The 21,194-nt window shown below is 61.9% G+C and carries 23 protein-coding genes; 15 read left to right on the top strand and 8 right to left on the bottom strand.

Features of this window, described 5'->3' with window-relative positions:
- Window positions 1-16 precede the first annotated feature (16 nt).
- Entirely contained in the window at window positions 17-1,570 is a 1,554-nt protein-coding gene (locus tag C2U47_RS08215; RefSeq protein WP_042864576.1) for a DHA2 family efflux MFS transporter permease subunit, read from the bottom strand.
- Window positions 1,570-2,622, bottom strand: a complete 1,053-nt coding sequence (locus tag C2U47_RS08210) for an HlyD family secretion protein (RefSeq protein WP_043154430.1) — start codon at window positions 2,620-2,622, stop codon at window positions 1,570-1,572. The genes C2U47_RS08215 and C2U47_RS08210 overlap by 1 nt, the downstream gene beginning before the upstream one ends.
- 97 nt (window positions 2,623-2,719) lie before the next feature.
- Between C2U47_RS08210 and C2U47_RS08205 the strand changes: the two genes are divergently transcribed.
- Entirely contained in the window at window positions 2,720-3,622 is a 903-nt protein-coding gene (locus tag C2U47_RS08205; protein WP_069785472.1) for a LysR family transcriptional regulator, read from the top strand.
- 240 nt (window positions 3,623-3,862) lie between these two features.
- Window positions 3,863-4,177 carry a putative signal transducing protein gene (locus C2U47_RS08200; protein ID WP_010672587.1) on the top strand — a complete coding sequence of 105 codons (315 nt, stop codon included), beginning with the start codon at window positions 3,863-3,865 and terminating at the stop codon, window positions 4,175-4,177.
- Between the two features lie 15 nt (window positions 4,178-4,192).
- Here C2U47_RS08200 and C2U47_RS08195 read toward each other — a convergent pair whose 3' ends face one another.
- Entirely contained in the window at window positions 4,193-5,476 is a 1,284-nt protein-coding gene (locus C2U47_RS08195) for a dicarboxylate/amino acid:cation symporter (protein WP_041214291.1), read from the bottom strand.
- A 208-nt stretch (window positions 5,477-5,684) separates the two neighbouring features.
- On the opposite strand from C2U47_RS08195, the gene C2U47_RS08190 reads away from it, so the two are divergent.
- Window positions 5,685-5,930, top strand: coding sequence for a YecH family metal-binding protein (locus tag C2U47_RS08190; protein ID WP_103261582.1), 246 nt, complete (start codon window positions 5,685-5,687; stop codon window positions 5,928-5,930).
- Window positions 5,931-6,031: 101 nt separating this feature from the next.
- Window positions 6,032-6,631 (top strand): YhgN family NAAT transporter, encoded by a 600-nt coding sequence (locus tag C2U47_RS08185; protein ID WP_010672590.1) that lies wholly within the window; start codon window positions 6,032-6,034, stop codon window positions 6,629-6,631.
- A 59-nt stretch (window positions 6,632-6,690) separates the two neighbouring features.
- Here C2U47_RS08185 and C2U47_RS08180 read toward each other — a convergent pair whose 3' ends face one another.
- Window positions 6,691-7,668, bottom strand: coding sequence for a LysR substrate-binding domain-containing protein (locus C2U47_RS08180; RefSeq protein ID WP_010672591.1), 978 nt, complete (start codon window positions 7,666-7,668; stop codon window positions 6,691-6,693).
- A 293-nt stretch (window positions 7,669-7,961) separates the two neighbouring features.
- On the opposite strand from C2U47_RS08180, the gene tatA reads away from it, so the two are divergent.
- The 3 genes from tatA to C2U47_RS08165 all read left to right on the top strand — a co-directional run bounded on the left by tatA (window position 7,962) and on the right by C2U47_RS08165 (window position 10,077).
- Complete coding sequence (gene tatA / locus C2U47_RS08175) at window positions 7,962-8,126, top strand: twin-arginine translocase TatA/TatE family subunit (RefSeq protein WP_010672592.1); 165 nt, start codon at window positions 7,962-7,964, stop codon at window positions 8,124-8,126.
- 10 nt (window positions 8,127-8,136) lie between these two features.
- Window positions 8,137-8,439 (top strand): YfcZ/YiiS family protein, encoded by a 303-nt coding sequence (locus C2U47_RS08170; protein ID WP_010672593.1) that lies wholly within the window; start codon window positions 8,137-8,139, stop codon window positions 8,437-8,439.
- Between the two features lie 216 nt (window positions 8,440-8,655).
- A complete protein-coding gene (locus C2U47_RS08165) occupies window positions 8,656-10,077 on the top strand; it encodes a lytic transglycosylase F (RefSeq protein ID WP_010672594.1) in 1,422 nt (473 codons plus the stop codon).
- Between the two features lie 5 nt (window positions 10,078-10,082).
- Here the strand turns inward: C2U47_RS08165 and C2U47_RS22830 are convergent, their stop codons facing one another.
- A complete protein-coding gene (locus tag C2U47_RS22830) occupies window positions 10,083-10,247 on the bottom strand; it encodes a hypothetical protein (RefSeq protein ID WP_158657393.1) in 165 nt (54 codons plus the stop codon).
- 72 nt (window positions 10,248-10,319) lie between these two features.
- Here C2U47_RS22830 and C2U47_RS08160 point away from each other — a divergent pair, with 72 nt between their 5' ends.
- Window positions 10,320-11,573 (top strand): phospholipase D-like domain-containing protein, encoded by a 1,254-nt coding sequence (locus C2U47_RS08160; protein ID WP_103261581.1) that lies wholly within the window; start codon window positions 10,320-10,322, stop codon window positions 11,571-11,573.
- A gap of 469 nt (window positions 11,574-12,042) precedes the next feature.
- Here C2U47_RS08160 and C2U47_RS08155 read toward each other — a convergent pair whose 3' ends face one another.
- Window positions 12,043-13,161 (bottom strand): fatty acid desaturase, encoded by a 1,119-nt coding sequence (locus C2U47_RS08155; RefSeq protein WP_039040410.1) that lies wholly within the window; start codon window positions 13,159-13,161, stop codon window positions 12,043-12,045.
- A gap of 149 nt (window positions 13,162-13,310) precedes the next feature.
- Between C2U47_RS08155 and fabR the strand changes: the two genes are divergently transcribed.
- Together fabR and C2U47_RS08145 are read left to right on the top strand one after the other, a co-directional pair.
- Window positions 13,311-13,931 (top strand): HTH-type transcriptional repressor FabR, encoded by a 621-nt coding sequence (gene fabR / locus C2U47_RS08150; RefSeq protein ID WP_010672598.1) that lies wholly within the window; start codon window positions 13,311-13,313, stop codon window positions 13,929-13,931.
- A 19-nt stretch (window positions 13,932-13,950) separates the two neighbouring features.
- Window positions 13,951-14,316, top strand: coding sequence for a YijD family membrane protein (locus tag C2U47_RS08145; RefSeq protein WP_010672599.1), 366 nt, complete (start codon window positions 13,951-13,953; stop codon window positions 14,314-14,316).
- A 33-nt stretch (window positions 14,317-14,349) separates the two neighbouring features.
- Here C2U47_RS08145 and C2U47_RS08140 read toward each other — a convergent pair whose 3' ends face one another.
- Both C2U47_RS08140 and rsmD read right to left on the bottom strand, forming a co-directional pair.
- The gene (locus C2U47_RS08140) at window positions 14,350-14,664 is read right to left on the bottom strand and encodes a DUF1145 domain-containing protein (RefSeq protein ID WP_010672600.1); all 315 of its coding nucleotides are present in this window, start codon (window positions 14,662-14,664) and stop codon (window positions 14,350-14,352) included.
- A 108-nt stretch (window positions 14,665-14,772) separates the two neighbouring features.
- Complete coding sequence (gene rsmD / locus C2U47_RS08135; protein WP_042864572.1) at window positions 14,773-15,402, bottom strand: 16S rRNA (guanine(966)-N(2))-methyltransferase RsmD; 630 nt, start codon at window positions 15,400-15,402, stop codon at window positions 14,773-14,775.
- Between the two features lie 110 nt (window positions 15,403-15,512).
- On the opposite strand from rsmD, the gene ftsY reads away from it, so the two are divergent.
- From ftsY to can, 5 genes are all read left to right on the top strand, one after another.
- Window positions 15,513-17,255: a signal recognition particle-docking protein FtsY gene (ftsY, locus tag C2U47_RS08130; RefSeq protein WP_103261580.1), complete on the top strand. Its 1,743-nt coding sequence runs from the start codon at window positions 15,513-15,515 to the stop codon at window positions 17,253-17,255.
- Window positions 17,256-17,477: 222 nt separating this feature from the next.
- Complete coding sequence (gene ftsE, locus C2U47_RS08125) at window positions 17,478-18,146, top strand: cell division ATP-binding protein FtsE (protein ID WP_010672603.1); 669 nt, start codon at window positions 17,478-17,480, stop codon at window positions 18,144-18,146.
- Window positions 18,146-19,099, top strand: a complete 954-nt coding sequence (gene ftsX / locus C2U47_RS08120) for a permease-like cell division protein FtsX (protein WP_029313524.1) — start codon at window positions 18,146-18,148, stop codon at window positions 19,097-19,099. The genes ftsE and ftsX overlap by 1 nt, the downstream gene beginning before the upstream one ends.
- A 452-nt stretch (window positions 19,100-19,551) precedes the next feature.
- Window positions 19,552-20,406 carry an RNA polymerase sigma factor RpoH gene (gene rpoH, locus C2U47_RS08115; RefSeq protein WP_029313526.1) on the top strand — a complete coding sequence of 285 codons (855 nt, stop codon included), beginning with the start codon at window positions 19,552-19,554 and terminating at the stop codon, window positions 20,404-20,406.
- 127 nt (window positions 20,407-20,533) lie between these two features.
- A complete protein-coding gene (can, locus tag C2U47_RS08110; protein ID WP_010672606.1) occupies window positions 20,534-21,193 on the top strand; it encodes a carbonate dehydratase in 660 nt (219 codons plus the stop codon).
- Window position 21,194: the final 1 nt, after the last annotated feature.

The following is a 21,194-nucleotide window of genomic DNA, read 5'->3' as shown; positions in this document are numbered from 1 at the left end:
ATGTGATCCCCACCTTTCACGCCTCGACCGGTTCTGCGTCAGGGGCCCTCGGGGCCGGCTGCTTGAGCAGCAGCATCAGAGCGCTGGCGACGAGCAGGAAGATACCCATCACGTAGAACACCTGGTTGTAGGCCATGATGGCCGCCTCGCGGCTGATGGTGTTCGACAGCATGGCCCGGGCCTGCAACTGGGCCTGCTCCGGCCCGGCTCCCTGGGCCATCATGGTCTGGGCCAGCTGCATCAGATAGGCCTGCCCCTCGATGCTGGTGGCGGCCAGGGTGCTGCCGATCTGGCTGACATGAGTCCGGGTGTCGTTGTCGATCAGGGTGGCGATGATGGCGATGCCGAAGGCGCCCCCCAGGTTGCGCAGCACGTTGAGCAGGGTCGAGGAGGAGGGGATCTCGTCCGGCGTCAGGCTGGCGGTCGCCACCAGGGAGAGGGGCACCATGATGAAGGGCTGCCCCAGGGCCCGCACGATGAGGGACTGGATCAGCTGGGGCCCGGCGTAGTCGGCGTTCATGTTCACGTTCATGAAGCAGCTGATGGCGAAGACCAGAAAACCGAAGCTCACCAGATAGCGCGGATCTATCTTGTGGGTCAGCTTGGGCACCAGGGGGAGCACCAGCAACTGGGGCAACCCCATCCACATCAGCACCTCACCGATTTCCAGGGCGTTGTAATTGTGGATCTGGGTCATGTAGAGGGGCAGCACATAGATGGAGCCCATCAACCCCATGCCGAGCACCAGGTAGGCGAAGCAGGCCAGGGCGAAGCGCGGGTTGTGCAGCAGCCGCAGGTTGACCAGGGGGTGGCGGCGCAGCAACTGGCTGATGACGAAGAACACCAGGGCCACCACCGAGATGACGGTGAGCCGCACGATGAAGCTCGAGCCGAACCAGTCCTCCCGGTTGCCCTCTTCCAGCACCACTTCCAACAGGCCGAGACCCACCGCCATGGTGAGGATACCGATGAGATCCACCCGCTTGATCACCTCCCAGTCCACCGGCTTCCTGTCCAGCCCGTGGGCCAGCATGGCCATCACCAGCAGGCCGGGCGGCACGTTCAGATAGAAGATGTAGTGCCAGGACATCTGCTCCGTCAGCCAGCCCCCCAGGGTCGGGCCGATGGCGGGGGCGAAGGTGGCGCACAGGCCGAACAGCGCCATGCCGGTGGCCCGCTTGTGCAGCGGCAGCAGGCTGACGATGAGGGAGAAGGCCATGGGGATCAGCGCCCCGCCGGTGAAGCCCTGCAGCGCCCGAAAGACGATCATGCTGGTGAGGTTCCAGCTGAACGAGCAGAGCACGGAGGCGACGATGAAGGCGCCCGTGGTCCACAGCAGGTAGCGCCGCACGCTCAGTCCCCGGCTCAGCCAGCCGCTCAGCGGAATGGCGATCATCTCCGCCACCAGATAGGAGGTGGAGATCCAGGAGCTCTCGCTCAGGGTGGCCGAGAGTGCCCCCTGAATGTCTTTCAGGGAGGCGTTGGTGATCTGGATGTCGAGGATGGCCATGAAGGCGCCGATGAGGCCCCCCATGACCGCGATCCAGTTGCGGCGTGGTATGGCGTCCATCAGTGGGCGGCCACCACGGGATCAGGGGTGCGGGTGTCGACGATCACCTCGGTGGAGAGGCCGGGCAGCAGCTTGCCCGCGAGGGAGCCCGGATCCGGGATGCGGATCTTGACCGGTACCCGCTGCACGATTTTGGTGAAGTTGCCGGTGGCGTTCTCCGGCGGCAGCAGGGCGAACTTGGCGCCGGTGGCCGGAGAGAGGCTGTCGATGATCCCCTCGACCGGTTGATCCGGATAGGCATCCAGGATCACCTCCACCTTCTGGCCCGGCTGCATGTGCTGCAACTGGGTCTCTTTGAAGTTGGCCTCGACCCACACCTGGCTCAGGGGCACCAGGCTGGCCACCTGCATACCGGACTGGACGTAGAGCCCTTCCCGCAGGCTGCGCTTGCCGATGATGCCGTCAGCCGGGGCTCGCAGCTCGGTGTAGCCGAGTTCCAGCCTGGCTTGTTCAAGCTGGGCCTCGCTCAATGCCAGCCTGGCCTGGTTCTGCTTGGCTTCGGCATCCAGCACCAACAGCCGCTCGCGGGCGGCCTGCAGGGCGGCTTTGGCCTCCAGTGCCTGGGCCTGGTTGACCTGCAGGCCGGCCCGCACCTCGTCCAGGCTGTCCTGGGAGCTGTAGTGACGCTCATTGAGCTGGCTGACCCGGCGCACCTGCTGCTGGGCCCGGACCTGTTCGGCATTGGCCGAGCTGACTTTTGCCTCGGCCTGGCGGATGAGGCTCAACTGCTGGATACGGGTGGCGGCGAGGTTATCCGCCGTCGCCTGGTTGAGGTGCAGATCGGCCTCGGCCTCCGCCACCTTGGTCCTGTATTCGCGGTCGTCGAGCCGGGCGATGAGCTGGCCGGCCTTCACCGCCTGGTTGTCGGTCACCAGTACTTCGCTGATGTAGCCGGAGAGCTTGGAACCGATGCCGGTCACCTCGCTTTGCAGGTAGGCGTTGTCGGTGCTCTCGAAGTAGCGGCCATGCAGATACCAGTAACCGGCAAACAGCAGGCCGAGCAGGGCCAGCACCAGGGCGGCCAGCAGGGGGATCTTCTTGTGTTGACTCATGATATTGGTTTTCCTGAACTGTGGCGGGCAGGCTAACATCGTGCAACTGTTTCGATTAGTATCCATTCATGAGATATACAGTTTCACTGGTGAAACAATGGACCTGAATGCTGCCTTAATCCTCGTTCGTATCGTCGACAAGGGCTCCTTTACCGCCGCTGCCCAGGAGCTGGGCATGACCAAGGCGACGGTGAGCCGCCGCATTGCCGAGCTGGAGCAGCGTCTCGGCGCGCGGTTGCTCTATCGCTCCACCCGGCAGCTCACCCTGACGGAAGCCGGTGAACAATATTATCTACGCTGCAGCAAGGCGGTGGAGGAGCTGGCCCAGGCCGAACTGATGCTCAGTGCCAGCCAGCAGGAGGTGACAGGGACCCTCAAGCTGGCGGTGCCCATCGAGACGGGACAGCTGGTGGTGGGCAGGCTGGTGGCGAACTTCCTGCAAGCCTATCCGGGCATGAAGGTGGAGCTGGAGCTGACCAACCGCATCGTGGATCCCATCTGCGAGGGGCTGGATGCCATCGTGAGGGTCGGCGACATGAGCGACTCCAACCTGGCGGCGCGGCGTCTCTGGAGCACCGAGCGGCTGCTGTGCGCCAGCCCGGACTATCTGGCGCGCCACCCGGTGATCCAGAGGCCCGCCGATCTGGTGCATCACGAGCGGATCGCGGTCAGCACGGGGTTCCTCGCCTCGCACTGGTGTTTCGAGCTGGATGATCGCGAAGTGCTGGTGGATCCCCCGTCCCGCTTCCAGGTCAACAACATCACCTGTGCCAGGGAGGCGGCGAAGGCGGGGCTGGGGCTGGCTTCCCTGCCCGCCATGCTGTGCCATGATGAGCTGGTGAACGGGACGCTGGTCTCCTTGCTGCCGGAGTGGCAGCAACCCAGGGTGCCCATCTACCTGCTGTTTCCCGAGCGGCGCCTGATGCCGCGCAAGCTGAGGGCATTCATCGATTTTCTGGTGGCCAACGGCCCGGCTTACGGTATCGACAAGCTGCTGTAAGGGTTTCGAGGACAACGTATGGAGCGGTGGATGAATCTGTATCGGGCATCTCACTCCCGGAAGATGCTCGCCCTGGAATGATGGTAGTGCTGGTGATGATGGCACTGGCAAGGGTTTCGAGGACAACGTATGGAGCGGTGGATGAATCTGTATCGGGCATCGCACTCCCGGAAGATGCTCGCCCTGGAATGATGGTAGTGCTGGTGATGACGGCACTGGCAAGGGTTTCGAGGACAACGTATGGATCAGTGGATTAACTTGTATCGCGCCTCTCACTCCCTGGAGGCGCATGCCCTGAAAGGGGCCTTGGAGGTAGAGGGAGTCAGGGTGCGCCTCAGCGGCGAAGGGCTCTCCGGCGCGCTCGGGGAGCTGCCGGTGGATCTGCTGCAAGTGACCCTGATGGTGAACGAGCGGGATCGTCAGCGGGCGGGCCGGATCATCGAGCGCTACCAGCAGCGCCAGGGCAACGGCTGGCTGTGCGGCCAGTGCGGGGAGGAGAACGGCGCCAACTTCGATATCTGCTGGCGCTGCCATCACGATCCCCAGGATCATTGAACGCCCCTCGCGCCCTCAGCGCAGGGTGAAGTCGATGTCATCCCCCGCATGGGCATCGTGGTAGGTGGCGAGATCCAGCTCCTTCTCGCTGCGGGCGATGAGCACGGAGACCAGGATGTCGCCGGAGACGTTGACCGTGGTGCGCGCCATGTCGAGGATCCGGTCTATGCCGGCGATGAGCGCCACCCCTTCCAGCGGCAGTCCCACGGCAGTGAGGGTCAGGGTCAGCAGCATCAGCCCGGTACCGGGTGTGCCCGCCGTGCCGATGCTGGCCAGCGTGACGATGCTGATGATGGTCAGGTAGTCCACCAGATGCAGATCCACCCCGAAGGCCTGGGCCACGAACAGGGCGGTGACCCCCTGATAGAGGGCGGTGCCATCCATGTTGATGGTGGCGCCGATGGGCAGCACCTTGGCGGTGATGGCGGGGGAGACCCCGAGCCTGCGTTCGGCGCAGGCCAGGCTGATGGGCAGAGTGCTGCTGCTTGAACTGCTGGTGAAGGCCACCGCCTGGGCATCGACGATGCTCTTGAAGTAGTGCAACGGGTTGAGGCGCGCCATCAGGAGCAGCAGGCTGCTGTAGACGCCGAGCACGTGGAGCAGGCAGCCGAGGTAGACGGCGCCGATCACCTTGAGCAGCGGCAACAGCAGGCTGACGCCGTACTTGCCGGTCATCCAGGCCATCAGGGCGCAGACGCCATAGGGGGCCAGGGCCATCACCATCTGGGTCAGCTTGAACATGCCCTCCGCCAGAGAGGTAAAGAACAGGATGGCGGGGCGGCCGCGTCGCCCGGTGGCGTTGAGGGCGAGAGCGAGGGCCACGGCGAACACGATCACCTGCAATATCTTGCCATCGCCCATGGCCTGCACCGGGTTGCGCGGCACCAGGTGGCTCAGCACGCTGGCCAGGGTAGGTTGCTGCGCCATGGCGCCCCGTTCATAAGGACCCATATTGGCGCCCATGCCCGGTTCCAGCAGCCAGCCCATCATCAGGCCGATGCAGATGGCGACGGCGGTGGAGCAGAGATAGAAGCCGATGGCCTTGCCGGCGATGCGGTCGAGCCGCTTGCCCTTGAGCAGGGCAGTGAGGCCTGCCAGGACGGAACAGAAGATGAGGGGCACCATCAGCATCTGGATGGTGTTGACGAACAGGACGCCGATGGGCTTGAGCAGCAGGGCCTGCTCGCTGAAGCAGAGCCCCAGACCTATCCCGGTCAGCATGCCGAGCAGGGTCTTCAACCAGAGCGGGCGACGGGTCCAGATCCGCCAGGGTTTGAAGACCAATCCATGGAACAGCATGACGCCAATGTCCTTATTTTCTGTCTGCGGTGGCAAAAAGGGGCGACAGTGTAGCCATCCCCCCGTCAGGTTGCCACATTATCGACAAAGCGGCGCTCACGACCAGCCCGCTGGCGTTAAAAAAGGCGTTTTGTTGGCCTATATCAAGAACCCTCTCCGGGCTTCGGGCTTTAATTGTCATCTGACATGATGATTAAAGAGGTTCGAGATGTCCCAATCGATACACGGTCACGAAGTGATGGAGATGATGCTGGAGCAGGAGAGTCCGTTTACCCGGGCCAGCCTCAGGGCGGCGATCGCCTCGCGCTTCGGTGCCGAGGCCCGGTTCCACACCTGCAGCGCCAGCGAGATGGATGCTGACGTCCTGATCGACTTCCTGGCCAGGCGCGGCAAGTTCATCGACTCGGAGTCAGGGTTCCAGACCCGCGCCGACAAGATCTGCAACCACGGATGATCGCCAGCGGCGAGCGCGGTGGGGCGCTCGCCGAATCCCGCCACCTTTGTTATATTTCGCCCTCCTTCCCCTCTTGTTGAAAGGTTCTGCCCGGGCGCTCTATGGACACATTCTCCGCTGCCGTCATGCTGTTTCTGATCATGGATCCGCTGGGCAACCTGCCGGTCTTCCTCTCCATCCTGCGCCATGTCGACCCCAAGCGTCGACGCAAGGTAATGCTGCGGGAGCTGTTGTTTTCACTGGTGATCATGATGGGCTTCCTGTTCGCCGGTCAGCAGATCCTGAGCTTCCTCAACCTGCGTCAGGAGGCGGTCAGCATCGCGGGGGGCATCATCCTCTTCCTCATCGCCATCAAGATGATCTTCCCGAGCCCCGGTGGCGTGACCGGGCTGGCGGCGGGGGAGGAGCCCTTCCTGGTGCCCATGGCCATCCCCATGATTGCGGGCCCCTCCATCCTGGCTTCCCTGCTGCTTCTGGCCAACCAGGAGCCGACCCGGATGGTGGACTGGTCATTGGCCCTGCTGATGGCCTGGGGGGCCAGCGCCGTGATCCTGATGTTCTACGAGCTGTTCAACAAGCTGCTGGGTGAGCGAGGACTCACCGCGGTGGAGCGGCTGATGGGCATGCTGCTGGTGATGATCTCGGTGCAGATGCTGCTGGACGGGGTACACCACTATCTGGCGGTGACGGGTCAGAACTGACGGGGCGAATGCTGATGTCAACGTGAAACGGGGCTTCTTGAGCCCCGTTTTTTTGCGCGTCAGGCGGCAGCGGCAGGGCCATCCGCCGAGGTTTCCAGCTTGCCCATGATGAGGGCGAGCAGGGTCTCCCGCAGCCAGCGATGGCCCGGATCCTCCTCGTGGCGCTGATGCCAGATGAGCAGGTGAGAGATGCTGTCCAGGGCGATGGGCAGCGGCAGCGGCACCAGGGGATAGACCTGGGTCGCGTGGCGGGCATAGAGGCGGGAGAGGGTCACTATCATGTCCGAGTGCATGCCCATGCGCAGGGCCGCCTCGAAGGAGGGCACGGTCGCCTCGATCCGGCGATAGAGATCCTGCTCCGCCAGCTTGTGATCCAGCATCCAGCGATCCCGCCCCTCGCAGTAGGTCTGCACGTGGGGGTAGGCGAGGTAACGGGCGAGATCCCACTCGGGCTCCTGCAAGGCAGGGTGATCCCGCTGCACTAGGCAGGTGAGATCGTCGATGGTGAGCAACCGCTGGCAGATGGCGTTGGGCAGGGTGTCGAGGCGAAAATCCGAATTGATGCAGTTCTCCCGCACCGTGAAGGCGATATCCACCTGGCCCTGGCTCATCTCGGTCAGGCTGTGCTCGGTCCACTCCTCGTAGCGCAGGCGGATGCCAGGAGCCTGACGCTTCAGTTCGCTCAGGTAGAGGGGGGCAAACAGGGTGAAGGCGCTGTCCATGCTGGCAATGACGAACTCCCGCTCCGTGCTGGCGGGATCGAAGTCCGGCGGCTGGATCAGGTTGTCCAGGGAGAGCAGTATGGGTTGTAGTTGCTGCTGGAGATCCAGGGCGCGCGGAGTGGGATCCATCCCGTAGGCCGAGCGCACGAACAGGGGATCGTCAAAGGTCTCCCGCAACCGCCCGAGGGCCTTGCTGACGGCGGACTGGCTCAGGTGCAAACGGCGTGCAGCCCGGCTGCCGTTGCGCTCTTCCAGCAAGACTTGCAGGATTATCAACAAATTAAGGTCTATGCGTGCAAGCTGTTCCAGCAACATGATATGAATCCTCTTCAATTCCTAGATGAATATATACCATTTGTTTTCATATCTTGGCGATCCTATGCTCGACGGGTCTCTCGCCCTGGTGGCGGCTGGTACAGGATGTAGCGGTTGAGGGGACAAGTAGCACCGACTCATACGGCGGCCCATGGTCGCCGTATTTTTTTTGCGCCTCGTCGCCGTTTTTGCGCGATTTTTTCGCCAACTTGCACCTGCCTTGATTTTGCCCAACAATCGATACGCTTTCTTTTGATACAACCTCCAGGTATCTAACAGTCAGGAGTCTCCCTATGGGACTGGGTGGCATTCATATCTGGCATCTGCTGATCCTGCTCGTGGTCGTCGTCGTGGTGTTTGGCAGCAAACGCCTGGCTGGCGCCGGTGAGGATCTGGGCACTGCCATCAGGGATTTTCGCAACGCCTTGCGCGACGATGACAATATCCGGAATAAGTAGGAGTGAACGTATGTCTGTAGACGAGAAAGTGGAACTGAACGAGACCTGTGACAGTTGCGGCTGTTTCGCCGAAATTGGCACCATCATCGGCGAAGGTGACGACGTCATGGAGCTGGTGATCGAGGCTGCTGCAGAAGCCGACGCCCGCGAGAAATTTGCGGCTTACGAGGCGCTGGCCAAGCAGGTCACTGCCGAAGCCAAAAGCAGCAGCGAGCTGAGCCGGGGCCCGGATGGCGTGATCCTGAAGGCCCGCCTGCAATTCACCTGCACCGCCGAGAAGCTGATCTTCGAGATGCGCGCCCGCTCCCTCTGAGATCGTGATGACACGGCAGGCTTGCCTGCCGTCTTGCTCTGCCCCTCGCTTTTTCCCTCCCTTTGCGTTGTATAGTGAGTTATCCCACGGACGATCCGTTTTCCGTCCGGCATGCGCCGATCGGCAGAAGATCCCGCGACGCCCCATGACTTGGCGCAGGCGCCTTCTCTGACAGACCCGACGGTGCGCACCGGCCCACAGCGAGGTGGTTACATCATGATGCGGCGATGGATCTGGGCCCTGCTGGCTCTCTGCTCTCTCCCTCTGCTGGCGGCGGATCTCAAGCCGCAGTTGCTGCCCCAGGCCGGTGATCTCGAACACATCCTGCAAAAAAAAGAGCTCAGGGCCCTGGTGGTCTATGAGCGGGGGTTTTTCTTTTTCGACAAGGGAGCCCAGTACGGCATCCTGGTCAATCAGCTTCAGGGATTCGAGCGCTGGTTGAACCAGACCTACCTGGCCAAGGAGAAGCTCAAGCTCAAGATCATTTATATCCCGGTGCGCCAGGACAAGCTGCTGGACTATCTGGCCGAGGGGCGCGGGGATCTGGTGGCCGCCAACCTGACGGTCACCCCCACCCGGCGCGAGCAGGTGACCTTCTCCCAGCCGCTGATCGCCCCCATAGAGGAGTGGGTGGTGAGCCAGCGGGAGCTCCCTGCCTTCAATCGCATCACCCAGCTGTCCGGCCGGCGGATCTGGGTGCGCGCCAGCTCCAGTTATTTCGAGAGTCTGCACCAGCTCAACTGGCTGTTTCGGGAGCTGGGGTTGCCCCCGGTCTACATCGAGACGGTTCCCGAATACCTGCAGGACGGGGACCTGCTGGAGATGGTGTCAGCCGGGATCATTCCGCTGACGGTCACCGACAGCTTCAAGGGGCGGATCTGGCTCGACATGATTGGCGGCCTCAAGGCCCACAGGCTGATTCCGCTGCGGGACAAGGGGCGAAGCGCCTGGGCCCTGCGCAACAACAGCCCGGAGCTGCTCAAGGCGGTGAACGCCTACATCTCGGAGTCGAGCAAGCGGACCCTCTACAGTGACATGACATTGCGCCGCCTGCTGGCGCAGAGCGATCGCATGAGCAACATACTGGCACCGGACCCGCTGGGGCGACTGTCGACCATTCGCAAGGTACTGGAGGCCCAGGCGGACAAGTATCAGCTGGACTGGCTGATGCTGGCCGCGCTGGCTTACAAGGAGTCGGGGCTCAATCCCAATGTCGGCTCTCACCGGGGGGCCGTCGGCATCATGCAACTGCTGCCGAGTACCGGCAAGGAGGTGGGGATCCGAGGCGCCAGACTCACCAGTCTGGAGGGCAATGTGGAGGCGGCCTGTCGCTACATGCGGCTCATCCTGGACACCTACTTCAATGATCCCGGGATGGACAGGCTCAATCGCCATCTGTTCGCCCTGGCCGCCTATAATGCGGGTCCGAACCGGGTCCAGGCATTGCAGGCCAAGGCGGCCGACAAGGGGCTGGATCCGAACGTCTGGTTCGGCAATGTGGAGCAGCTGGTGGCCAACGACGTGGGCCAGGGGCCCATCAACTACGTTGGCACCATCTACAAATACTACGTGGCCTACCGTTTCAGCCTGCCCCAGTTAGAGGGCAAGTCAGAGGCCATCGAGGCGGTGCAGCCCTGAGCCTGTCAATGCCGGCCGGGGAGGGGATCCTCATGATGCTGCGCAAGGGGTTCCCAGCCCAGATCCCGGTGCTGCTGGTACCAGGGCATCAACAGCCTGGCCGGGGTGGGATCCGGTTGGCTGGCATGGGGTCTCTGACTGAGGGAGGGGTGGTCGCGCAGTTCCATCATCGGCTCCTTGACACTGGGTTATCGGGGCGGTTGTCTGGGTTATGCCACCACCAGATGACAGGGAGATGACCCTTGATCCCCGCCGACTTTGCCTTGCTCGCCGATCCCGGTGCAGCCCTCAAGGCCCGATGCCAGTTGATCCGCCAGGCTCGCCACCGGATCCTCGCCCAGTATTACAGCTGGGAAGAGGACGGCAGCGGCAAGCTGCTGCTGGCGGAGCTGGTGCGGGCGGCCCGGCGCGGAGTGGTGGTGCAACTGCTCATCGACGATCTCTACGGCGGGGAGAACCGCTTTCTGGAGGCGGTGGCGGCGGAACCGGGCATCGAGGTACGCCTGTTCAACCCCTTCTGGCTGCGGGGCTGGCGTCCCCTTACCTTGTTGCTGGAAGGGGTGCTGAGCTTTCGCCGCATCAACCACCGGATGCACAACAAGCTGCTGCTGGTGGATGGCAGCCAGGCGGTGATCGGCGGGCGCAACATCGGTGATCGTTACTTCGGGCTGGGGATGTCGCCTCACTTCATCGACCTGGATCTGCTCTGCCGCGGCCCCCTCTGTCAGCAGGCCGAGCAGGGGTTCGCGCTGTTCTGGCACAGTCGCTGGAGCCACCCGGTCCGTCGCCTGTTGAGACGCCCCTTGCTGCCAGCCGAAACCCGGGCCCTGAACGATTTCCTGCTGACCCTGACCGACCCCGCCATGGCGGCCGCCTATGATCTGCCGGCCACTCTGTTTGATGAGTGCCCCGTTCCCCTTTGCTGGCATCCCGGGCGAGGGCAGTGCTGGTTCGATCGCCCCGGCAAGGGGCTGGTCGCCCGGCCGACCACGGCGCCCCTGCTGGGACGCATGCTGGCGAGCAATCAGGGGGCCCTGAGGTTGGTGAGCCCTTACCTGATCCTGACACGGGGGCTGCGTCGCCGGCTCAAGGGGCAGCGACGGCAGGGGGTCGACATCGAGATCCTGACCAACTCCCTGGCCAGCACGGATGTGCCCCTGGTCTATGGCGCCTATCGACGTCACCGCCCCTGGCTCGAGCGTCAGGGGATCACCCTGTTCGAGCTGACGACGGAGGCGTTCAGTCTGCATGCCAAGCTGATCCTGATGGGGAAGGAGGAGGCGCTGCTCGGCAGTTTCAACCTGGATCCCCGCTCCCTGATGCTCAACACCGAGTTGATGCTGCACCTCCATAGCCCGACGCTGTGCGACGAGTTGCAGCAACTCATCGATGGCTGGTTGCAGCAGGCCGTGCACCCGGTGGCGGCGTCCCCCTCTGCATGGCGGCGCCTGCTGGCGCAATTGAGCGATTGGTTACCTTTGCACCGTTGGTTGTGAGTGGGATCCGCCTTGTGCGAGATCTCGCAAAGCCTTGTGCGCCTTCGAGGATAACGTTTGCCATCCAAAGACGGGACTGGATTGCATCGTATTGTTTTTAATCGATTTATATTAAGAGTGCAGTAACAATCCAGGGGCCTCGACTGCATAGAGGTGCGTGTAGAACGGTTTTTTATTTTATTTAACTGCGTAGTATCTCGAGTGCAAGGACAAACACGGCGGCTGGTCTGCCGTGTGGGTGACGGCAACAGGGGAAATGGGCCAACCGGATTGCTCCGGCAGGCGAGGCAGATCGGGAGCGGAAACCCGTGATGCCAGACAGACCCCCGTGGTTGCGGTAGCCCAATATGGAACATGCTATTTGCGAGGGGGTGACATGCGAATGTTGCCCCATTTTTTTATGCCCGCCGTCTGCTTGTCCAATAAAAAAGACCGCCTGCTGGCGGTCTTTTGCGTGATGTTTCGGCGATCAGGCGAGGCCCGCCAGCAGACGACTCCAGTTGCGTTTGGCAACGAGGAAACCGTCTCGCAACGTGCGGTACTCCAGTTGCAGCCTGAGCCTGTCGTAGCGTGCGAGGGCTGTGCGCTTGCGCTGCTCCAGCAGTGACTTGCGGCTGGCATAGTAGTGCTGGATCTGCAGGCTCAGCTTGTCGTACTCCTCCTGCAGCAGTGCCTGCCAGCGTTCCCTGTCGTCCTGCTTGTGCACTCTGGCCTGGGCGCGCTTGAGCTGCATCTCCAGCCTGGCCTGTTCGATGCGTTCCTCCGGGCAGGATCTCAGGTCTTTGGCGAGCCCGCACCAGGCGGCGGTGCGGATCAGCCACTTGGTGGGGTCGAACTGCCACCACTGAATGCCGTTGCGGTAGTCGTTCTCGAACAGGTGATGGAAGTTGTGATAGCCCTCGCCAAAGGTGAAGAAGGCCAGGATGCCGTTGTCCCGGGCGCTGTTGCGATCCGTGAACGGCTGGCTGCCCCAGATGTGGGCCAGGGAGTTGATGAAGAAGGTGGTGTGATGGGTCATCACCATGCGCAGCACCCCGGCCAGCAGCATCATGCCGAGCAAATCCCCGTGCAGGAGGCCGAGCAGCAGCGGAATGCCGATGTTGGTGACCAGAGCCAGGGCGAGATAGTGCCTGTGCTGGAAGGCGACCACGGGGTTGTTTTGCAGGTCGCGCACATTGCTGTAGTCGTGGTAGGTATCGCGCTGGTATTCCCGCAGCATCCAGCCGATGTGGGAGTACCAGAAGCCGCGACCCGCACTGTAGGGATCCTTCTGGTTGTCATCCACGTGGCGGTGGTGGCGGCGATGATCCGAGGACCAGTGCAGCGCCGAGTTTTGCAGGGCGAGCGCGCCTCCGATGGCGAAGATCCATTGCAGGGCCGGGTGCGCCTTGTAGGCCTTGTGGGACCAGAGCCTGTGGTAGCCGGCGGTGATGGAGATGCCGCAATAGCAGAACAGCAGCAGGAAGCAGAGCCACTGCCAGAGGTCGTAGCCCTGGCTCAGTCCATACCAGGGGACCGCTATCAGTGCCGTCAGCCCGGAGAGGGCGAACAGCAGGGTGTTGGTCATGATGATCGGGGGGCGGTCCATTTCACTCGGCTCCTTTCAGCGAACAGCTGTTCACTATTCTCCATTGAGCCGGAATGCGGGTCAATGGTAAAAAAGTCGGAGACAAACCTGATCCCGGCCCCGCCTTCGGGTTATCATCTGGCCTCGCTAATCTCAAGGTGACTGTTTTCGTGGGTATTCGCGCGCAACAAAAAGAAAAAACCCGGCGTACGCTGATCGAGGCGGCGTTCAGTCAACTCTGCGCCAACCGCAGTTTCTCCAACCTCAGCCTGCGGGAAGTGGCCAGAGAGGCGGGCATAGCGCCGACCTCCTTCTATCGCCACTTTCGGGACATGGAAGAGCTGGGGCTGACGCTGGTGGACGAGGGAGGGCTGACCCTGCGCCAACTGATGCGCCAGGCGCGCCAGCGCATTGCCGGTGGTGGCAGCGTCATCAGCACCTCGGTGCAGACCTTCATGGAATTCGTCGAAAACAACCCGAACATCTTCCGGCTGCTGCTGCGCGAGCGCTCCGGCACCTCGGCTGCATTCCGTCAGGCGGTGGCCCGGGAGATCCAGCACTTCATCGCCGAGCTGACCGATTATCTGGAAGCCACCACGCAGGCGCCACGGGAAGAGGCCTATATCCAGGCCGAGGCCATGGTGACCATCGTCTTCAGCGCCGGTGCAGACGCCCTCGACATGACTCCGGAAGAGTGCAAGGCACTGTCGGAGCGCACCATCAGCCAGTTGCGGATGATCGCCATGGGCGCCGAGGTGCAGAACCGCAAGCGCCACGAATCTCTCACATAACGCAAGGATGGACAGCCTCATGCATGAACCGAACGCGATTCCGAAGAAGCCCCTGGTGCTGGCCCTGCTGATCGGTATCTGTGGCGATGCCTTCCTGTCGGCCTTGACGGAGTCGGTCGTCCCCTTCTCCTTCTACCCCCTCATCGCCCTGTTGCTGGCGGCCAGCCAGCTCTATCAGCACTATCGCCATGAGCCCATGGTGGGCAACACACCCAGCTGCATTCTGCTCTGCTTCTTTATCGGCGTGTTCGGCCATTCTGCCCTGGTCAAGGTGCAGTACCCCGAGCTTGGCAGCAACTTCTTCTCCCTCATTGCCATGCTGCTGCTGCTCGCCGCTCTCTCCATCAAGCTGGGAATCAGCCTCGGAAAAACGCAAAAGGAGTGACGAATCACTCCTTCTGGTCGGGCCGGGGGTGGCCTAGTCGGCCCTGGGGGGAGTCTCTCCCTTCTTCCTGGCGTCTATGATGGCCTGCAGCTTGGTGCGGATATCCATCATGCCGAACACCCCGAAGATCAGCACCTGGGTGAATTCGAGACGAGTGACCGCGAAGTAGGGTTTGCAGGCCGCCTTGATCATGCTGGCCTGTACCCAGTGCATCAATATCACGATGACGCCGCACACCGGCAGAAAGCCGTTCAGTTTGCCCGGCAGGGTGCCCAGCAGGGCGAGTGCCACACCGAACCAGAAGAACAGCAGCACCCCCATCGCCAACAGATTAAACACCCGCTTCATCGTTTACCTCCCGTACATAGAGTTGATAGCAGGCCTGATGTGATCGACCTGCTTGTCCTTGAGCCGTTGTCCAAATTGACGGAGAAGGGGACTGTGCCCATCTCCCCTTTAAACAGCAGCGTCATGCTTGGTGTCCCGCAGATAGAGCTGATAGCAGACCTGACCAGCCTGCTTGTCCTTGAGTAGTGTCCAGCTGGCGGGCAGCGCCAGATCGGCCATCTCTTTTTCCCGCTCCAGATAGATGAGGGCATCGGATGCCAGCCAGCCGCGCTGCTCGAGCAGCTCGCACACCTGGGGCAGCAGCTCGCGACGAAACGGTGGGTCCAGAAAGACCAGATCGAACGGCGTGGCCGGGCCTTGCAGCCAGCTCACGGCATCGGCCTGGATCACCTGCCCCTGGCTGCTGCCCAGGGTCGTCAGGTTCTTCTTGAGCTGGTCGGCGGCGCCTCTGTCCATCTCGATCAGGGTGACCTGTTCGGCATAGCGGGACAAGGCTTCCAGCCCCAGCCCGCCGCTGCCGGCGAACAGATCCAGACAGCGGGTACCGCGCACGTGGGGAGCCAGCCAGTTGAAGATGGTCTCCTTGACGCGATCCGTGGTGGGTCTGAGCCCTTCCACATCCCTGACGGGGAGTTTGCGCCCCTTCCATTGGCCGCTGATGATTCGTACCACGCCCGCTCGCCCCTGAGGGGCCGGGCTCTTGCTCGGGCTGTTACGGCTGGATTTCACTCTGGGCATCGCGTTTCGTCGTCAGAAAATAAAGTGATAGTATAAGGCGGTTCATTTTTATGCCGACCCGCCGAGGGACGGCTATCTTAGCAGTCAGCCTTTGATGTGAGTATTTTTAGATGGCAAAAGGTTTGTTTTCCTGGCTGGGTTTCGGCCGCAAGAAAGAAGAGGCTGAGGCCGTTCCATCGCAGGCGCCCGACGCTACCCCGGCGGTAGTCGAGTCGGAGGCCGCCGCTGTTCCCGCGCCTGTCGCCGATGTTGCCCCGGCTGATGCCCCCGCTGCCAAGCCCGAAGCGCTGCTGAGCGGCCCTGACGAAGGCCCCCTGGTTGTGGAAGAGCCGGAGGGCGAGCTTGAGCCCGTCATCGTCAATGAGGCCTTGATCTCAACCGAAGCTCAAGTCGCAGACGAAGCCATTGTCGCCGCCGAAGCCCGCGCTTTGGAAGAGGCCCGTATTGCCACCGAGGCTCGCGCTGCGGAAGAGGATTGCATCGCTGCCGAAGCCCGTGCCGCAGAAGAAGCCCGTATTGCCGCCGAGGCTCGTGCAGCAGAAGAAGCTCGTGTTGCCGCCGAAGCCCGCGCTGCGGAAGAGGCCCGTATTGCCGCCGAAGCTCGCGCTGCAGAAGAGGCCCGTATTGCCGCCGAGGCTCGCGCTGCAGAAGAAGCCCGTATTGCCGCCGAAGCTCGCGCTGCGGAAGAAGCTCGTCTTGCCGCCGAAGCCCGTGCCGCGGAAGAAGCCCGTATTGCCGCCGAGGCCCGTGCTGCGGAAGAGGCCCGTGTTGCCGCCGAGGCTCAGGCTGCCGAGGAAGCTCGTGTCGCCAAAGAGGCCCAGCGAGCGGAAGATTTGCGTCTGGTCGCCGCGATGGAGGCTGAGGCCGCCGCTCTGGCCGCTCTGCCACTGGCCGCCAAGGTGGACGACGACACTCAGGAGAAGCCGCAGCGGGAGGGCTTCTTTGCCCGCCTCAAGCGCAGCCTGGTGCGTACCAGGGAGAATATCGGTTCCGGTTTCTTCGGCCTGTTCAGCGGCAAGAAGATCGATGACGATCTGTTCGAAGAGCTGGAGACCCAGCTGCTGACCGCCGATCTTGGCGTCGACACCACCACCCGCATCATCGAGGGGCTGGTACAGCACGCGGACCGCAAGCAGCTCAAGGATGCCGAGGCGCTCTACGGTCTGCTCAAACAGGACATGGGCGAGATGCTGGCCAAGGTCGAGCAGCCCCTGGTGATCGACACCAGCAAGAAGCCTTACGTCATCTTGATGGTCGGCGTGAACGGCGTCGGCAAGACCACCACCATCGGCAAGCTGGCCAAACAGTTCCAGGCCGAGGGCAAGAGCGTGATGCTGGCCGCTGGCGATACCTTCCGTGCCGCTGCGGTCGAGCAGCTGCAGGTGTGGGGTCAGCGCAACAACATTCCGGTGATTGCCCAACACACCGGTGCCGACTCCGCCTCCGTCATCTATGACGCCATCGAGGCTGCCCGCTCCCGCGGGGCTGACGTGCTGATCGCCGATACCGCCGGCCGCCTGCAGAACAAGAGCAACCTGATGGAGGAGCTCAAGAAGGTGGTGCGGGTGATGAAGAAGCTGGACGATGCGGCGCCCCACGAGATCATGCTTACCCTGGACGCAGGCACCGGCCAGAACGCATTGAGCCAGGCCAAGCTGTTCAGCGAGGCGGTGGGTCTGACCGGCATCACCCTCACCAAGCTGGACGGCACTGCCAAGGGGGGCGTCATCTTCGCGGTGGCCGACAAGTTCCAGATCCCGATCCGCTACATCGGGGTGGGCGAGGGGATCGACGATCTGCGCCCGTTCGTCGCCAACGACTTCATCGAGGCGCTCTTCAGCCGCGAAGAATAAATCCGGCTGACATGAGTCGGCCCGGCCGTGACGAGCACGTGTTCCATACCCCGACTCCGGTCGGGGTATGTCACTATGAGGGCGCAGGCATGGCTCATCCGGGCAAGGATGACACGCGGCATGGTTGCGACCGATGTTGTCATCCAGGTGTTGTGCCGGTACGGGGGAGTGAGCGCCCCATGCTTTATCCCGGTCGGGGTTTGTCAATCTCAGGGAACCGTTATGATTCGTTTTGACAAGGTCAGCAAGGTCTACAGTGGCGGTCATCAAGCGCTGCAAAAGGTCAGTTTTCACCTGCGCAAGGGGGAGATGGCCTTCCTGACCGGCCATTCGGGGGCGGGCAAGAGTACCCTCCTCAAGCTCATCAGCGTGATGGAACGGCCGACCGACGGCCGCGTCTTCTTCCACGGCGATGACGTCAGCCACATCCAGCGCAGTCAGATCCCCTACGTGCGCCGCCAGATCGGCATGATCTTCCAGGATCACCGCCTGTTGATGGATCGTACCGTGTTCGACAACGTCGCCCTGCCCCTGGTGATCGATGGCTACAGCCATGGGGACATCAACAAACGGGTGGCGGCGGCGCTGGACAAGGTCGGGCTGCTCGGCAAGGAGCGCTACCAGCCGCGCATGCTCTCCGGTGGTGAGCAGCAACGGGTCGGCATCGCCCGCGCCATCGTCAACAAACCCCCCCTGCTGCTGGCGGACGAGCCGACCGGCAACCTGGATCCCCAGCTTTCCATGGACATCATGCGCCTGTTCGAGGAGTTCAACCGCTTCGGCGTCTCCGTGCTGATTGCCACTCACGATCTGGGGCTGATCGCCCGGATGCGCTACCGCACCCTGACCCTCAAGGCGGGTCGCATGTATTCGTCCGGGGAGGATCGCTGATGGCTATTGTTCGTCATAAACAGCCACCGTTGCGTCGTTTGATGATGTATGGTGTGGATCATGTGCGTCAGGCCTTTGCCAGCCTGGGTGAGCTGTGGCGCAACCCGCTCGCCTCCCTGATGACCCTGGCGGTACTTGGCGTGAGTCTGGCGCTGCCTTCCTGTTTCCACGTATTGCTGAAGAATGCCGAAGTGGTAGAGGGGAGCTGGCAGACCAGCTCCCAGATCTCTCTCTATCTGCGCAAGGATCTGCCGGAGCAGAGCATCCTCGACATGAAGCAGCGGATCCTGCTCTATCCGGAGGTGGAGTCCGTCACTTATATGAACCGTGACGAGGCGCTCAGGGAATTTCGGGAGATCTCCGGTTTCGGTGATGCCCTGGATTATCTGGACAGCAACCCGCTGCCGCCGGTGCTGAGCGTGATCCCGGATCCGCGCTGGCAGAATCCCGAAGGGGCCGCCGAGCTGCTCGCCAAGCTGGAGAACGAGCCCGGTATCGAGCAGGGCAAGCTGGATCTGCAGTGGCTGACCCGGTTGCAGGGGATCATGAACCTGCTGCGCCACACCATTACAGGTATCGCGGTGTTGCTGCTCTCCGCTGTGTTGCTGATCGTGGGCAACACCCTGCGCCTGAATATCCTCAACCAGCGTTCCGAGATTGAAGTGCTCAAGCTGGTGGGCGCGACCGATGCCTTCATCCACCGTCCCTTCCTCTATACGGGCATCTGGTTTGGGGTCATCGGCGGCATGCTGGCCTGGTGGCTGACCGAGGTGATGGTGATCTGGAGCGAGGGGGTGGTGAAGGAGCTGGCGGGGCTCTACAACAGCAACTTCCGTCTGGTGGGGATGGGGGCGTTCGACGGCTTCAATCTCATACTGCTGGGCGCCCTGCTGGGGTTGATCGCCTCCTGGTTCTCGGTGCACAGGCACATTCGCGACATAGAACCGTCCTGATTAATTTGTCAGCATTTTAAAGCGCTGGATTTTGCGAACTGGATCAAGTAAAAGAGTGGCCCGTTTCTGGCACGGGCCACTTTCTCAGAGTAATCTGAATGGTGTCTGCGCCGAGGATCATATGTGGATCCTCTGAACCTTTTGATTTATCAATGGTCTATTGACTGCAGCAGAATGAATACGGGTATGGCCCCTATGCCTTGCTCGTCTGACTTGGCAAGCATGTGAAGGTTGCGAGCTCCGCAACAATGGACTTAGCATGCTACTTTTCAGGGGTCCTTTACTGTGACCCCTTTTTTTTGACTGTTCATTTATGATTCATGCCGTCAGCCTAAGATAGGCCGGGTTCATGCTGGGGTGATGTATGATGCAGCACGCAGAATGATACCTGGTCGGTAGACACGTCTTCTCAGGGTGTTAGACTGATTCGATTGAAAAGTAAGAGGTAGAACATGGGAACTTCATTGCAACGCACTATGGCTCTGATTCCGCAAGGTAGTCTGGAAGGCTATATCCAGGCCGTCAACTCGATCCCTGTGCTGAGCGCAGAGGAAGAGCGCGAACTGGCGATGCGTCTGCAGCAGGATGGGGATCTCGAAGCTGCACGCCAGCTCGTTATGTCGCACCTGCGTTTTGTCGTTCACGTGGCCAAGAGCTACTCCGGCTATGGCCTGCCTCAGGCCGATCTGGTGCAGGAAGGCAACATCGGCCTGATGAAAGCCGTCAAACGCTTCGACCCGAGCGTGGGCGTGCGTCTGGTCTCCTTCGCCGTGCACTGGATCAAGGCCGAAATCCACGAATATGTGTTGCGCAACTGGCGCATGGTCAAGGTAGCGACCACCAAGGCCCAGCGCAAGCTGTTTTTCAACCTGCGCAAGTCCAAGAAGCGTCTGGGCTGGCTGAACCACGAAGAGGTGCAGGCCGTGGCTGCCGACCTCGGGGTATCCGCTGCCGACGTCACCGAGATGGAAGCGCGCATGAGCAATTACGATCAGGCTTTCGATCTGGTCGGTGACGATGAAGACGAGGGTGGCTTCGCGCCGGTGCACTATCTGGAAGACAAATCTTCCGATCTCGCGGCGAACATCGAGAACGACAACTGGGACAGCCATGCCACCCGTCGCCTGAGTGCGGCCATGGCGACCCTGGACGAGCGCAGCCAGCACATCATCCGTGCCCGCTGGCTCGATGACGAGAGCAAGACCACCCTGCAGGAGCTGGCCGATACTTACGGCGTCTCCGCCGAGCGGGTGCGCCAGCTTGAGAAAAACGCGCTGAAGAAGCTGAAAGATGCCATGGATGCCTGACGGCCTCCTCCGGTAAGAAGCAGGGCCTGATGGCCCTGTTTTTGTTTTGCGGGGATCTGGTCGGCCTTGCCTTGGTTACCCTTGTGTATGGTATGTTGCCGCCACTGCCACAGTAGGGAGAGCAGAAGTGAAACTGTTGAACGACTTGTTTACCAACAACCGCGAGTGGGCGGAACGGATCAAGGCCGAGGATCCCAATTTCTTCGCTACCCTGTCCGCCCAGCAGGCACCCGAGTACCTCTGGATCGGCTGTTCCGACAGCCGGGTTCCCGCCAACCAGCTGATGGGGCTCTTGCCGGGGGACGTCTTTGTCCACCGCAACGTCGCCAACCTGGTGGTGCACACCGACTTCAACTGCCTCTCGGTGCTGCAATACGCGGTGGAGGTGCTCAAGGTGAAGCACATCATCGTCTGCGGCCACTATGGCTGCGGTGGGGTCAAGGCTGCGATGCAGAACCAGGAGCTGGGTCTCATCGACAACTGGCTGCGAAACATCAAGGACGTCTACTTCAAATACGGCGAACAGCTCGAAGCCATCGAGGATGAGCACGAGCGCTTCGACTACCTGTGCGAGCTGAACGTGGCCGAGCAGGTCGCCAACGTCTGCCACACCACCATCATCCAGAATGCCTGGCGCAAGGGGCAGGAGCTGGCGGTGCACGGCTGGATCTACGGCATCAAGGATGGCCTGCTGCACGATCTCGATCTCTGCATCAGCGGCCCTGACCAGATCCCGGACGTCTATCGCGCCTGGCCGGACATGCGTCCACCCCACCGTCGTCGCTGAG

This window comes from Aeromonas sp. ASNIH7, assembly GCF_002903485.1.
Taxonomy (GTDB): domain Bacteria; phylum Pseudomonadota; class Gammaproteobacteria; order Enterobacterales; family Aeromonadaceae; genus Aeromonas; species Aeromonas caviae.
This window is presented reverse-complemented; position numbering and strand designations above follow the sequence as displayed.